A 15086-nucleotide genomic window follows, 5' to 3' on the forward strand; every position below is an offset into this window, starting at 1 on the left:
GTGCAGGATGTCCACGCCAGGCTGCAGCACGAGTGCCGAGCCGTCCCAGGCGTCAGGATGCACGCCCGGACGGACGCCTCAATGTGTGCGGCGCCCTCGAGGACGTGGACGATCTTGGCGTGCCCAAACACGGCGCGGTGGATGCGTTCGGCGCGCACGCTCTCCACCGCCGACAACGGCGGACCGGCCGGCCGGCCAATAACGTAGCCGCGGCCGGTATCGTCACGATCCCGCAGGGGTGGGACCGCATCCCGTCCGATCAATGGCGCCGTCACGCGTTCATCGACACGACCAGTTCCGTGGCCTCCGGAAGGTTGCGCCGTGGTCACGCCCGATAGCCGATGACAGTGGTCATGCCGGTTTCGGCGTGGTAGATGTTGTGGCAGTGGGCGACCCAGAGACCTGGGTTGTCAGCGTCGAAGTCGACGGTGAGGGTCTGCTTGGGCAGGATGATCGACGTGTCTTTCCGCGGGCCGCCACCTTCATGCTGGTAGGTGTGACCGTGTAGATGGAATGGGTGCCACATCTCGGTGTCATTAGTGATCGTGAACCGGACGCGTTCGCCTTCGCGGATCTCGTGCGCGCCGTCGAGGGGCTGATTCATATCGAACCGTCGCCCGTCGATGCCCCAGTCGTATTCGGCCATACCTCCGGTGAGAGTGATCGCCACGGTCCGATCAGGCTGCCGTGAGGACAGCGCAACGCTGCTATCTGACGTCAGCAGCTGTGCGGTCCCGATCCGGCTGCTAGTGAGCTCCGGGATGCTCACATCGGCCGTCGGTGCTGCCGCGGCGCTGCCGGTGCGGATGACGGCGAAGCCGCGGTCGCGCTTGCCTTCGGCTTGCGCGACGAGGGGAAACACGCCGTCGCCGAGGGTGAGGGTCGCGTCGTAGCGTTCGCCCATGCCGATGAGGATGCTGTCGACTTCGAGCGGTTCCACGGGGAAGCCGTCGGTATGGGTGATGGTGAGCGTGTGACCGCCGATGGCGAGGCGGAACGCGGTGTCGCTGCCGGCGTTGATGATCCGCAGCCGCACCTTCTCGCCGGCCCGCCCGGTGAACTGGGTGGGGTCAGCGGGGGGTTTCCCGTTGACGAGGTAGAGGGGGTAGTAGACGTCGCCGGCGTCGCCGCCGAGCAGATCGGAGGTGGCGCCCATGAGGGTGTTGCCCATCCGCATGAACATGTCGCCCATCCCGCCCGTGTCACCCATCCCGGCGGACAGCTCGTCAAGGACGTCGTCGGGGGTGGCGGTGACGCCGTCGAGCCAGTCGTCGAGGATGATGACCCACTCGTCCTCGTACCCGCCGGGCTCGGCGGGGTCCTCGACGATCAGCGCCCCGTACAGGCCACGGTCCAGCTGCACCCCGACGTGGGGGTGGAACCAGTAGGTGCCGGGATCGGGCGCGATGAACTCGTAGTCGAAACTGGCCCCGGCCTTGATGGGCTGCTGGGTGACCGGCGGGACGCCGTCCATGTCGTTGCGCAGCGCGAGCCCGTGCCAGTGCACGGAGGTGTCCGCCTCGAGCTGGTTCCGGACGGTGGCCTTCAGAGTGTCTCCGGCGCCGAGACGGATCACGGGCGCCGGAACAGACCCGAACGCCCAGGTCGGCGCGGTCGCCCCGGCTAGGTCCAGCACGGTCGGGGCGGCGGTGAGGGTCGCGGTGGTGACCTTCCCGGTGCCGCCGCGGCGCCGCTCGGCGCCTTGGACCTGGGCGCCGTCGGGCTGCACCCAGTTCGCCGCCGGCGCGCAGGATGCCAGCGCGACCGTCGCGACGGCGCCAATGCTGACGCCGAGGAACCCTCGCCGAGTTAGGAGGAAGCGGGGGCGTGGGGCGGGCGACGGGTTCATCGTTGTTTCCTTTCCGGCCGGGAGCGCGGGCCGTGGTTTTCGTCAGGGAGGCCGTCCGGGTCGGACGTCGCATGATCGGCGGAGGCTCGTGGGGCACGATTGCCGGTTGCCGTGACGGCCGAGGGCTCTGAGCGCCTGGATCCGATGGCGAGCAACGCCATTGCGATCAGCACGATCACGGTCCCGATCCAGCCCCACAGGCCCGGGTCCTCGCGCAGGATCAGCAGCGACAGCAGGATCCCGAAGACCGGCACGAGCAGCGTCCACGCGGCGAGGAGGTCGAGCCGGGCACGTCCGATCTCGGTGAACCAGGCGACCGTGGTGGCGGCGGTGCCGACCAGTGATAGGAACAGCAGGGTGAGGATGAACCGGATGTTCCAGTCGATCGTGGGCGGCCCTTCTGTGACGGCTGCGGTGCCGGCGAGGATCGCACCTCCGATGAGCAGCTGAGCTGCCGCCACGATTCGGACGTCTGCGTGCACGATCCGGCCGATGAGGGTGCCGGCGGTGATCGCGGCGGCGGAGGTCAGTGAGAGCCACGCTCCGGTGCCGAGCCCGGAGGGAAGGACGATGATGAGTAGGCCGGTGAAGCCCAGGCCGATCGCGGCGATCGCGGCGGGGGTGGGACGCTCGCGGTAGAGCCACCACGCGGGCAGCAGGATCAGGATTGGCTGCGCGTTGGCGAGCACCGAGGCGATCCCGGTCGACAGTCCGGTCGCGGCGACGAACATCGTCGTGAATGCCAGGGCGATGTTCACCAGTCCGAGGCAGCCGATCAGTGCCCATGTCTTCGGGTCGCGGGGAAGAGGTGCCCGCTGGATGCCGGCGACGGTTGCGAGCGCGACCCCGGCGATGAGGGCTCTCAGTGCCGCGAGCCACAGCGGCGGGGCGTCTTGCAGGCCGACGGTGATCGCGACGAAGCACGACCCCCAGGCGAGCGTGACCCACAGCATCCGCAGCGGTCGGGGGTGCCCGTGCCGGCTGGCGTCCGCGAGGGGGCGGACGACGGTGTTCACGACGACTCTCGCGTGTCGGTCCCGCTGTCGCCCCCGTGGCGTCGATGATTCGAGTCGTGGGCGCCGGTGTGGTGGCGGTGGCCGAACAGGTGCATGGCGGCCATGCCGATGATCGCGACGTAGGGCAGCACTGCGACGACGTGGGGAAGGTGGTCGATGAACAGGTAGATCGCGATCCCGAGCACGGAGATCCCGATGATCAGCCACGCCGTCACAGGCATCCGTCGCCGCGGGTCGCCTTCGCCGGGACGTCGGCGGGCGGTTGGTGGTCACCGGTCATGGTCGGGCTCCTCCGCCGGTGTGAGGAAGTCCTGGCGCATGCCGAGGCTCTCGTCGGTGAGGCGGATCGAGGTCGCGGCGTCGGGGACGGTGCCCGTCAGCGCGCGGATCGCGTCGATCGTCTCGGGCACGACGATGGCCTCGTTGTAGACCTGGTAGGCGAGGTAGGCCTCGCTGCCGTTCACGGTGACCAGGTCCTCCCACACGGCGACCTCCCACATGTCTCCCCGGGGGCGGCCGAGATCGCGCATCAGCTCGACGGTGGAGTTGAGGGCGACCAGGCCATCGGACATCCGGATGAACGCGATGCGGGGCGCGGCGCGCAGGGCGTCCAGCACCTCGTCGCGGGTCGCCTCCCGGGTCAGTTGTAGCGTCCAGTAGTGGCTGTGGGTCTGCGTGTGGGCGCCTTTGGCGGCGATGGTGACGACATCGAGTCCGGGGAGCACGGTCTGTGCGTCGGGGCCCTGATGAGAGGGGATGGTCGGTTCTGGGACCATCGTGTTCATGATCCCGCCGAGGTGCGATTCCCACGGGTCGGTGGCGCGGCGGATGAGCACCCCACGGGCGCGCAGCAGGAGTCCGGCCGCATCCAGCGCGCCGAGGATCCGCACGATGCTGGTGGTGTTGCAGGAGACCACCCGGGTGCTGTCCCTGCCGATGGCGCTGGCGTAGTTGGCTTGGGCGACGAAGGAGTGGCCGGTGGTGGAGTGGGACTCGCCGCCTTGGAGCACTGCCTTGACGCCGAGGGCGCGGTAGCGCTCCAGGTTTCCCGCTGCCACATGCTTGGGGGTGGTGTCGACGACGACGTCGCACTGCGCGAGAAGGTCGTCGAGCACTCCCTGTGCGGGCACGTCGGCGCCCCGCATGGCCTGCTGCGCCTCGATGGTGGAGGCGAACACGGGCAGGCGGTTCGCTGCGGACTTGATCCGCCAGTCGGTGGCGATGTCCGCGACGCCGACCAGGTCCATGTCCGACTGCAGCAGGACCGCGTCGGCGACGCGCTTGCCGATGACGCCGTAGCCGTTGACGCCGACTCGAATGGTGTTCATGTGCGTGCCTTTCTGATGAGGGATGGGAGCCGCGGCGGTCATCGCCGTCGCCGCGTGGTCCAGAGCAGGTAGCCGCCGAGTGCGGTGACCACGCTCGCGCCGGCGCCGATCATGACGCCTTCCCGCGAGCGCCATCTCGTGTTCCCGCTGACGAGTTCGCCGATGCCGTTGATCAGGGCGGCGGTGATCATGCCGGCGATCAGGCGATTGCCGATCCGTTCAGCCCGTCCCACGAGCGGTTCCAGTTCGGCCGCGCGCAGGTGCACCTCGAGGCCGCCGTTCTCCAGCACCCGCCGGAGCTGCTTGAGTGTTCCGGGCAGCTCGAGCAGCAGTGCTCCGGCATCCGCGGATGCCTGTGCCCAGCGTTTCGCCAGGGCGGGGAGGGAGAACTGTCGCTGCACGATCCGCTCCGAGAAGGGGGTGAGCGCCTGCAGCATCTCGAACTCGGGGTCGAGCCGTGCCGCCAGTGCCTCGCCCATCATCAGGACCTTGAACAGCAGAGCGGTCTGCTGCGGCAGCTGGAGGTGGTGGTGTCGCAGCAGGGCGAGCAGCTCTCCGAGCAGGTGGCTGAGGTTAATGTCGGACAGGGGGCGTCCGAGATACCGCGACACGAAGACGTCCAGGGAGCGGCCGAGCTCGCCGCGGTCGGAGGTGTTCTTGGTGATCGAGAGCGCGAGCAGGGCGGTGGCGAGCGCGTTGGAGTCTCCGCGGGTGAAGGCGAGCAGCACGTCGGAGAGCTGCTCGGTGACCTCTTCGTCGAGTTGGCCGACCATGCCGAAGTCGATGAGGGCGATGGATCCGTCGGTTTGGATGAACAGGTTGCCCGGGTGCGGGTCGGCGTGGAAGAAGCGGTTCTCGAACACCATGGTGAGGATGAGGTCTGCGCCTCGCCTGGCCAGCTGGTTCCGGTCGATGCCGGCCGCGTCCAGGGCGGGCAGGTCGTCGACTCGGATGCCGTGCATCCGTTCCAGGGTCAGCACGCGTGACGTGGTCGTCTCCCAGAACACCTGAGGGACGGCGACGTCGGGTGAGTCGGCGAAGTCGGCGGCGAACCGCTCCGCGTTCCGGCCCTCCTGCAGATAGTCGAGCTCGGCGCGCAGCGTGCGGGAGAACTCCTCGACGATGCCCGGCAGGTTGTACTGGCGGGCGGCATCCCACCGCTTGTCGGCGCGCTCGGCGAGGTTCTGCAGGATCTCCAGGTCTTCGTGGATCTGGGCGACCGCGCCGGGTCGGCGGACCTTCACGACGACCTGGGTGCCGTCGTGAAGGGTCGCGGCGTATGCCTGCCCGATCGACGCGGCGGCCAGCGGTTGCGGGTCGAACTGTGCGAAGAGCTGTTCGGGGTCCGCGCCGAGCTCCTCGCGGATCACCGCCTTCATCGGCTCCCAGGCCTCGGGCGGCGCGGCGTCCTGAAGCTTGACCAACTCGGCGAGGTAAGCGGCGGGCAGCAGGTCGTTGCGGGTGGACAGCAGCTGGCCGAGTTTGATGAAGGTCGGTCCGAGCTCCTCGAGGGCGAGTCGGAGGTGTTCCGGACTGGTGTAGGGCTCGTCCCGGCGCGCATGCCCGAGAACGCCTTTGTTGAAGGGAATCCACTTCTCCAGTCCGAGCAGCCCGAGGCCGAGCCCGAGTCCGTGGTGCTCGAGGATGGTGGCGATGCGCCGATACCGGCTCCGATGCGTGCTCATCAGTCGAGGCCTCCTTCGCGGTTGGTCGCGTCGCGGGCCGAGGTGCCCGGGCCGATCGCGAACGTCTTGGTCTGTCCGGCCGAGAGCGGCACGGCGACCGCGCCGACGCGCACGTGGATCGCGGGTGCTGAGCCGGCGTGCACGCGAAGCTCCAGGCTGCGGTCACGGAGCATCACGTCGACGAGGTGGCCGCGGTATCGGATCTGGAACCCGACCCGGGTGAGGTTCGGCGGCAGTCGGGGGGCGAAGACGAGCTCGTCGTCACCGAGGGCCATGCCGGCGAAGGAGCGGACGGGCAGGTCGATGGTGCCGGCCATCGCGCCGAGGTGGATCCCTTCGCGGGTGGTGCCGCCCTGGGAGTCGTCGAGATCGGCGATCAGCGCCTCGCGGAACGCGATCCAGGAGCGGGACGGGTCGATGCCGGCCAGGACGGAGGCGTTCACGACTCGGCTGAGCGTCGACCCGTTGGCGGTGCGGGCGAGGTAGTACTCGACCGTGCGGGTCAGGTCCTGCTCGGAGAACGGGTAGCCGAGCGTGGCGAGTTGCGCCCGGAGCCCGTCGTGACCGAGCAGGTAGACCAGCATGACGACGTCGGGCTGCTTGGCGAGCTTGTACCGGTTGGTGCTGTCGTTCTCGGACTCGAGGATGAGATCGAGCCGGCCGATGTTCCCGTACTCCTCGCGGTAGTGGTCCCAGTCCAGCTCCTGCAGGCTCTCGTAGCCGTCGAACTGGGTGAGGATGCCGTCGCGGTGGAACCCCACCGCCAGTCGTGTGCTGAGCCGGGCCCACCCCGCGATCTCCTCGTCGGTGACGCGGAGCCGGTCGCGGAGGCCCTCGCCGCGGTGCCCGTGGAGCAGGGCGAGTGTCCGGGCCGCTCGCGTGGCGACCCACGAGGCGAGGACGTTGGTGTACGTGTTGTCGCGCAGGCCGCTGCCGGGAGCGTCCGGGGCGCCGTCGTGGAACTCGTCGGGTCCCATCACCCCGGCGATGTGGAAGCGGTCGGTGGCAGTGTCGTGCTCGGCGAGCGAGGCGAACAGGCGGGCGACCTCGATGATGAGCTCGCCGCCGCGTTCGGCGAGCCACTCGAGGTCGCCGGTGGCCTGGTAGTGCTGCCAGGCGTTGTAGGCGATGGCGAGGCCGACGTGGCGTTGACGGTGGGAGTTGTCCGGCATCCACCGACCGGAGCGCGGGTTGTAGAGCGCCTCGGGCGTCTCCTCGCGACCGTCGCTGCCGCTCTGCCAGGGGAAGAGGGCTCCGCGGAGTCCGGCGGCGGTCGCCGCGGCGCGGGCGGCGTCCAGTCGCCGCCAGCGGTAGTCGATCAGCGCCCGGCTGATCTCGGGCGTGCGCAGAGCGATCACGGGCAGGACGAACACCTCGTCCCAGAAGACGTGCCCCCGATACCCCTCGCCGTGCAGGCCGCGGGCGGGCACCCCGGCGTCGAGCTCGACGGTGTGCGGCGAGAGGGTCTGGAGCAGGTGGAAGACGTGCAGGTTCAGGATGAGTCGGCTGTGCGTGTCGGCGTCCAGGGTGACCGCGAAGCGTTCCCAGAGTCGCCGCCACGCCGCCGCGTGGCGTTCCCGCAGCGCCTCGACGTCGCCACCGCGTTCGGTGAGCAGGGTCAGGGCGGCACCACCCGGCTCGCTGATGGCCCGATCGTGGGAGGTGTAGATCGCGGCCGTCTTGGTGAGGGTGACCGGTCGACCCTGCTCCAGAGGGATGCGCAGCTCCCGGGTGTGCTGCGATGGCGTGTCGATGCGGTGATCGGTCGCGCTGTCGGTTCCGGTGAGGGTCGAGCGGACGGCGGTGGCGATGTGGACCCGGCTCTGCCGGGTCCGCACCTCGCAGAGGGTGGTGTCGCCGACCTGGCGGAACGTCGGCTGCGTGAGGTGGGTGGCGTCCGATCCGAGATACGCGGCCACGTTGCTGTTGCGCACGCCGGCGTCGATCCCGGCGCGGAGGGTGACCGTGCCGCTCCAGTCGGGGGCGGTGAGCGTGGTTTCCAGCACGGCCAGGTGAGGCTCGTCCAGGGAGGTGAACGTCGTCTGCACGAAGTCGAGTCGATCCCCGTTCGGAGCGGTGAGGACCGCGCGGCGGACGACCAGGCCGCGGCGCAGGTCGAGCTCGCGTCGTTCGCTGTGCGTCACGACCTGGCCGGTGGACAGCCACGGCCCGTCTCCGAGGCGGAGGTCCACCGGAAGCCAGTTGGGAGTGTTGACGAGATGCTCCTCCTCGAGCTCGCGCCCGTGGATGGTGCTCGCCAGTCGGTTGTACACGCCGGCGAGGTAGGTGCCGGGATAGTGGATGCCGTCGTCGTGGTGCTCGGGCCGGGCGCCCCGGGTGGCCAGGTAGCCGTTGCCCAGCGCGGTGAGCGCCTCCCGGTGCCCTTCGTGCGCGGGGTCGAAGCCGTCGTAGACCAGCTGCCACGGATCCGTGGTGGAGACGCCCAGGTCGAGCTCGGCGACATCGGCCAGGACGAGGTCGGCGCCCGCGGCCTCGAGCTGCTCCCGCGCTCCGGCGCGGTCGATGCCGACGACGAAGCCGAAGCCTCCGCGCCTCCCGGCCGCCACGCCGGCGACCGAGTCCTCGACGACCGCGGTGCGGGCCGCGGCGACACCCAGTCGCCGGGCCGCCTCGACGAACATGGCGGGATCCGGCTTGCCTTTCAGGTGATGCGAGAGCGCGATCCGGCCGTCCACCACGGTGTCGAAGCAGCCGGCCAGTCCTGCGGCGGCGAGCATCTGGTGCGCGTTCCGGCTCGCGGTGACCAGCCCGACCGGAACGGCCGCGCCCCGCAGGCGATGCAGCAGCGCCACGGTGCCCGGATAGACGCGCAGCCCGCGGGTGCCCAGCTCCGCCAGGAACAGCTCGTTCTTGCGCGCCGCGAGCCCCGCGATCGTCCACGCCGTTGGTGGGTCGTCGGGATCTCCGGCGTCCAGGGCGATCCCACGGGCCGTCAGGTACGCCGATACCCCGTCCTCGCGGGTTCGCCCATCCACATAGCGGCGGTAGTCGGCGACCGGGTCGAAGGTCGTCTCGGGGTCGTCCACCTGCACACGCGGGTCTCGCAGCACCTCGTCGAACAGCTGCTTCCACGCGGCGGCATGGATCGCGGCGGTGTTCGTGACCACGCCGTCCATGTCGAACAGCACCGCGTCGTAGACGGCATCGAGGTGGTGAGTCCCGCGCTCTGCCGACCGCGGAGTCATCGCGGCGCCTCGCGTCCGGTCATGAGGCGCCGCCGGGCGTCGACGCCGGGGCGAGGCTGCTCGCCTCTGCCGGGGCCGCGGGGGCCTGCTGGGCGGGCAGCCGGAGCCGCTTGAGCAGGAGCGCGTTGACGGCGACGATCACGCTGGAGCCGGACATGCTGATGGCGGCGATCTCCGGGGAGAGCATGATCCCGAACGCGGGGTAGAACACGCCGGCGGCGATCGGCAGCGCGATCGCGTTGTAGCCGATGGCCCAGCCGAGGTTCTGCCGCATCTTCCGCAGCGTGCCCTTCCCGATCTTCAGCGCGATCGCCACGTCCAGCGGGTCGGAGCGCATCAGGACGACATCGGCGGTCTCGATGGCGACGTCGGTGCCGGCGCCGATCGCGATGCCGAGGTCCGCCTGGGCGAGGGCGGGGGCGTCGTTGACGCCGTCGCCGACCATCGCGACCTTCTTGCCGGATGCCTGGAGCTCGGCGATCTTGGCGGACTTGTCCTCGGGGAGCACGTCGGCGATCACGGTGTCGATGCCCAGCAGCGAGGCGATGCGCTCGGCGGTGGGCTTGTTGTCGCCCGTGAGCATCGCCACCTCGATGCCCTGCTCGTGGAGTGCGTCGATCGCGGCTTTCGCGGTGTCGCGGGGGGCGTCGGCGAGGGCGATCACGCCGGCGATCTGCCCGTCGACGGCGAACATGATCGCGGTGCGGCCGCCGTCCGCGAGGGCCTGCTGCTGCGAGACGACCGGGCCGGTGTCGATGCCCTGCGCGGCCATCAGCCGGGCGTTGCCGAGCACCACGTGCTTCCCGTCCACGGTGGCGATCGCGCCCTGCCCGGTGACGTTGCGGAACGCGGACGCGGACGCGGTGCGGCGCGGGATGTTCCGGCTCTCGGCGTAGGTGACGATCGCCTTGGCCAGCGGGTGCTCCGACTCCCGCTCGAGCGCCGCGGCGAGGGCGAGCAGCTCCAGGTCGTCCATGCCGATGGGGATGTAGTCGGTGACCTCCGGCTCGCCCTTGGTGAGCGTGCCGGTCTTGTCCAGCACGACGGTGTCGATGTGCGCGGCGGTCTCGATGCCGGTGGCGTTCTTGAACAGGACACCACGCTTGGCGCCCAGGCCGGTGCCGACCATGATCGCGGTCGGCGTGGCGAGCCCGAGGGCGTCGGGGCAGGTGATGACGACGACGGTGATCGCGAACAGGATCGCCATCGGCAGCTCCGCCCCGGCGAGGAACCACACCAGGAAGGTCAGGGTGCCGCCGACGAGGGCGAGCAGAACGAGCCAGAACGCGGCCCGGTCGGCGAGGCGCTGGCCGGGGGCCTTGGAGTTCTGCGCCTCCTGCACCAGCTTCACGATCTGCGCCAGCGCGGTGTCCGCGCCGACCTTCGTGGCACGCACCCGGAGCGTGCCGACGGTGTTCACGGTCGCCCCGATCACCTCCGAGCCGGGCGCCTTCTCGACCGGCATGGACTCGCCGGTGACCATCGACTCGTCGATCTCGGACTCGCCGTCCTCGACGACGCCGTCGGTGGGGACCTTCGCGCCGGGGCGGATGAGCATGAGGTCGCCGGGGACGACCTCGGAGGTGGGGATTTCGACCTCCTCGCCGTCGCGGAGGACGACCGCGCGGGCGGGCGCGAGCTCCAGCAGCCGGCGGATGGCGTCGTTCGCACCTCCCCGGGCGCGCATCTCGACCCAGTGGCCGAGCAGCACGAAGGTGGCCAGCACGGTCGCCGCCTCGTAGAAGACCTCGCCGCCGCCGGTGAGGGTGATGACCAGGCTGTAGATCCAGCCGGCGCCGACACCGACCGCGACCAGCACCATCATGTCCAGGGTGCGGGCCCGCAGAGCCCGGTAGGCGCCGTCGAAGAAGATCCAGGCCGAGTAGAAGATCACCGGCAGCGACACGATCAGCATGAACACGTCGTCGCGCAGCCCGAACGGGGCCGGCACCTCGAAGCCGAGCACCTCCCGGCCGATCGGGGACCACAAGGTGATCGGGATCGACAGGATCAACGCGACCAGGAACCGGTTGCGCATGTCCCGGATCATCGCGTCCATCGACATGCCGCCGTGATGCCCGCCGTGGCCCATCACATCCTGCGCGCTGCGGCCGGCCGGCTGAGCCCCGTGATCGTGTCCGCCCTCGGTGGCCGGAGCGTGACCGGCATGCGCGCCGGCGTCCATGGCGGAGTGGTCCGCGTGGTCCGCTGCCGGGTGCGGGTGCTCGTGCCCCGCCGGGGTGTCATGACCGGTGGAGACCGCGCGTCCCTCGTGCTCGGCGTGCTCCTGATAGCCGTCGTGCGCGTCATGCTCGGCGTGGGCATCGTGCTCGGCGTGGTCGTGGTGCTCGGCGTGCTCGTGAGGTTCGTGGGCGGGGTCGCAGATGTGGTCCGGGACGGACTGCCCGGCGCAGTGGTAGCCGCATTCGATCACCCACTGCTGCAGGTGCGCGACCGAGGTGGTCTGCGGGTCGTAGGTGACGGTCGCGGTCTGGGAGACCGGGTTCGCGTCGACGGACAGGACGCCCGGCTGGCGGGCGAGGTGGGCTTCGGTGACGTTCTTGGAGGTCGCGCGGATCATGCCGCTGACCTGCAGGGTCACGGTCTTGGTGTCGGTCATCGGATTTCCTTCGCGGTGGAGGGGCGGTTCAGGTCGGTGTCGGGGTGGGGCCAGCGCCAGTCGGCGACGGCGGGGATGTCGGTGCCGTGCTCGCGGGTGTGGGCGCGGGCGCGCAGGCGGGCGTCGACGAGTTCCTGCCGCAGCTGCGCGTGGGTCGCGGCAAGGCCCGGGACGTGGTCGAGGACGTCGATCGCGAGCCGGTAGCGGTCGAGGTCGTTGAGCATGACCATGTCGAACGGGGTCGTGGTGGTGCCCTTCTCCACGAAGCCGTGGACGTGCAGGTTCTGGTGCCCGGCGCGCTTGTAGGTGAGACGGTGGATCAGCCACGGGTAGCCGTGGTAGGCGAAGATCACCGGCTTGTCGGGGGTGAAGATCGCGTCGAACTCCCGGTCCGGCAGGCCGTGCGGGTGCTGGTCCTCGGATTGCAGACGGGTCAGGTCGACCACGTTCACGACCCGCACGGACAGGTCAGGGATGTGCTCGCGCAGCAACGCGGCCGCGGCGAGCACCTCGAGGGTGGGCACGTCGCCGGCGGCGGCGAGCACCACGTCCGGCTCGGCGCCCTCGGTCTCGGTGCCGGCCCAGGGCAGGATGCCCAGGCCCCGGGTGCAGTGCTCGATCGCCTCGTCCATGGTGAGCCACTGCGGGGCGGGCTGCTTTCCGGCGACGACGACGTTGATGTAGCCGGTGGAGCGCAGGCAGTGGTCGTAGGTGGACAGCAGCGTGTTCGCGTCGAACGGGAGGTAGACGCGGACGATGTCGGGGCTCTTGTTCAGGGCGAGGTCGATGAACCCGGGGTCCTGGTGGCTGAACCCGTTGTGGTCCTGCCGCCAGACGTGGCTGGAGAGCAGGTAGTTGAAGCTCGGCACCGGTTCCCGCCAGGGCACCTCGCTGGCGGCTTCGAGCCATTTGGCGTGCTGGTTGAACATCGAGTCGACGATGTGCGTGAACGCCTCGTAGCAGTTGAACAGGCCGTGCCGGCCGGTGAGGACGTACCCTTCGAGCCAGCCCTGGCACTGGTGCTCGCTGAGCACCTCCATCACCCGCCCGGTCGGCGCCAGATGCTCGTCCACCGGCAGCACGGTCGCGTTCCACTGCTTGCCGGTGGCCTCGAACACGGGCGGGGCGAGCCGGTTGGAGGCGGTCTCGTCGGGGCCGAAGATGCGGAAGTTGTCCGGGTTGTGCCGGATCACGTCGGCGAGCCATTCGCCGAGCATCCGGGTCGCCTCCGCCGTTCCCGTGCCTCGCGCCTCGGGGTCGACCGGGTGGGCGTGGTCGCGGAAGTCGCCCAGGCGCAGCGGGACGGTCAGCTGCCCGCCGTTCGCGACCGGGTTAGCGCTCATCCGCCGCGCTCCGGCCGGGGCGGCGGCGACCGTGGCGGGGAACGGGGCGCCGTCGGCGTCGAAGAGCTCGTCGGGCCGGTAGGAGGCCAGCCAGTCCTGGAGGATCTGCAGGTGCTCGGGGGTGTCGCGGACCTCGGCGAGCGGCACCTGGTGGGACCGCCAGGTGCCCTCCACGGGGAGCCCGTCGATCACCGGCGGGCAGGTCCAGCCTTTCGGGCTGCGCAGCACGATCGCTGGCCACGCCGGCCGGCCTTCCAGGGTGCCGGCCGCCGCGGCGGTCTTGATGTCCGCGATCCGGTCCAGCACCTCGTCCAGCACGCCGGCGAACCGGGCGTGGGACTCCCGCGGGTCCTCGCCGTCGAAGCCGACGGTGACCACGAACGGCTCGTGGCCGTAGCCGCGCAGCAGCGCGACCAGCTCGTCCTCGGGGATGCGGGACAGCACCGTCGGGTTGGCGATCTTGTACCCGTTCAGGTGCAGGATCGGTAGCACCACCCCGTCCGCGGCGGGGTTGAGGAACTTGTTGCCGTGCCACGCGGTCGCCAGCGGCCCGGTCTCGGCCTCCCCGTCGCCGATCACGCACGCGACCAGCAGGTCCGGGTTGTCGAACGCGGCGCCGTAGGCGTGGACGAGGGAATAGCCGAGCTCGCCGCCCTCGTTGATCGACCCGGGCGTGTCCGGGGACGCGTGCGAGGGGATGCCGCCGGGGAAGGAGAACTGCCGGAACAGCGCCTTGAGCCCCTCCTCGGTGCGGTCGATCCGCGGGTACAGCTCCGTGTAGGTGCCGTCCAGGTAGGCGTTGGCGACCATGCCCGGCCCGCCGTGCCCCGGCCCGGTCACGTACAGGGTGTTCAGATCCCGGTCGGTGATCGCCCGGTTGAGGTGGGCGTACAGGAAGTTCAGGCCCGGGGTGGTGCCCCAGTGCCCCAGTAGTCGAGGCTTGATGTGCTCCGCGGTGAGCGGGTCGCGCAGCAGCGGGTTGTCGAGCAGGTAGATCTGCCCGATGCTCAGGTAGTTCGCCGCCCGCCACCACGCATCCACCTCCTCCAGTCGTTCCGGGGTGACGGCGGTGGTGCGGTATGCCCAGCGGGCCGGTGCGGTGCTCATGGTCGGTCTCCTCGAGGTTCGCGGCCGAGGCCGCCGAATGTGGTCATGGTGATAGTGGTCATTGTGCGGTCCCTGCCGGGAGGACGACGGTGGTCTCGGTGCCGTGGATCCAGACGATGCCGCGGTCGTCGACGAGCACGACCGCCCCATCTGCGTTCCCGAGCGCCTGGACGGTGCCCGTGGCGGCACCGACGCTGTCCCAGGATCCGGTGCCGGTGACTCGCCAGAGGGTGCCGTCGGTGTCGACGCCGACCAGCCCGCCCGTGGAGTCCGCCTCCACCAGGTAGAGCGGCGGCGCATCCGCGACGAGGTCGAAGGTGGCGCCCGCATCCCGGCTCTCCTGCAGGCCCTGCCGCGTCGCGGCGTAGAGGGTGCCGTCGGTGGTGACGGTCAGGTCGGCGGCGGGGAGCTCGGCGCCGTCGATCCAGGTGGTCCCGCCGTCGGTGCTGGTGCGGATGGTGATCGAGCTGGACCCGATCCCGTGGATCGCACCGTCTCCGGCGGTGAGGACGTGGAAGTCCTCCTGCCCGGTAAACGCGACCGGCTCCCAGGTGGTCCCGGCGTCGGTGCTTCGGATGAGTCCCAGGTTGTGCTCGCCGAGCTCCGCCGGGGTGTTCGGTCCCGGGTGCCCGGAGGCGTAGAGGACGTCGCCGTCGGCGGTCAGGCCCATCGCGTCGAAGTCCGCGCCTCCCAGGGGGCCGGAGATGTCGCCGGTGTCGGTGAGGGTGTAGAGGCCTGCGTGGGCGCCCAGCAGCACGGTGCTCCCGCCGAGGTCGACGATGCCGTGCACATGACCGAGACCGGTATCCGGGGCGGGTGCCGAGGTGGCGGTCGGCGTGGAGGTGCAGCCGGTCAGCAGCAGGCCCGCAGCAGCGGCGACGGCAGCGGCCGTGATCGTGGTGGCGTTGCTGCTCATGCGATCGCCTGGATGA

At 70.4% G+C, this 15086-nt stretch carries 9 protein-coding genes; all 9 read right to left on the reverse strand.

The window, feature by feature from the left end:
• Positions 1-325: 325 nt before the first annotated feature.
• From CGU34_RS12610 to CGU34_RS12650, 9 genes are read right to left on the reverse strand one after another with little or no spacing between them, the layout of a single operon-like run.
• Positions 326-1849, reverse strand: a complete 1524-nt coding sequence (locus tag CGU34_RS12610; RefSeq protein WP_036298348.1) for a multicopper oxidase family protein — start codon at positions 1847-1849, stop codon at positions 326-328.
• Positions 1846-2865, reverse strand: coding sequence for a DMT family transporter (locus tag CGU34_RS12615; RefSeq protein WP_100812072.1), 1020 nt, complete (start codon positions 2863-2865; stop codon positions 1846-1848). Before CGU34_RS12615 ends, CGU34_RS12610 begins: the two co-directional genes overlap by 4 nt.
• On the reverse strand, positions 2862-3080 hold the full coding sequence (locus tag CGU34_RS12620) for a DUF2933 domain-containing protein (RefSeq protein ID WP_021010678.1): 219 nt from the start codon (positions 3078-3080) through the stop codon (positions 2862-2864). The genes CGU34_RS12615 and CGU34_RS12620 overlap by 4 nt, the downstream gene beginning before the upstream one ends.
• Before the next feature lie 54 nt (positions 3081-3134).
• Complete coding sequence (locus tag CGU34_RS12625; protein ID WP_033107657.1) at positions 3135-4193, reverse strand: type II glyceraldehyde-3-phosphate dehydrogenase; 1059 nt, start codon at positions 4191-4193, stop codon at positions 3135-3137.
• A gap of 38 nt (positions 4194-4231) precedes the next feature.
• Complete coding sequence (locus CGU34_RS12630) at positions 4232-5878, reverse strand: ABC1 kinase family protein (protein WP_036298344.1); 1647 nt, start codon at positions 5876-5878, stop codon at positions 4232-4234.
• Positions 5878-9084, reverse strand: a complete 3207-nt coding sequence (locus tag CGU34_RS12635; protein ID WP_051513456.1) for an HAD-IA family hydrolase — start codon at positions 9082-9084, stop codon at positions 5878-5880. Before CGU34_RS12635 ends, CGU34_RS12630 begins: the two co-directional genes overlap by 1 nt.
• Positions 9085-9103: 19 nt before the next feature.
• Positions 9104-11704 carry a heavy metal translocating P-type ATPase gene (locus tag CGU34_RS12640; protein WP_100814305.1) on the reverse strand — a complete coding sequence of 867 codons (2601 nt, stop codon included), beginning with the start codon at positions 11702-11704 and terminating at the stop codon, positions 9104-9106.
• Positions 11701-14154 (reverse strand): phosphoketolase family protein, encoded by a 2454-nt coding sequence (locus CGU34_RS12645; protein WP_033107645.1) that lies wholly within the window; start codon positions 14152-14154, stop codon positions 11701-11703. The genes CGU34_RS12640 and CGU34_RS12645 overlap by 4 nt, the downstream gene beginning before the upstream one ends.
• A 58-nt stretch (positions 14155-14212) precedes the next feature.
• On the reverse strand, positions 14213-15070 hold the full coding sequence (locus CGU34_RS12650; RefSeq protein ID WP_036302054.1) for a F510_1955 family glycosylhydrolase: 858 nt from the start codon (positions 15068-15070) through the stop codon (positions 14213-14215).
• Between the last annotated feature and the right edge of the window lie 16 nt (positions 15071-15086).

The sequence above is a fragment of the Microbacterium lacus genome (genome assembly GCF_002812805.1).
In the GTDB taxonomy this organism is placed as follows: domain Bacteria; phylum Actinomycetota; class Actinomycetes; order Actinomycetales; family Microbacteriaceae; genus Microbacterium; species Microbacterium lacus_A.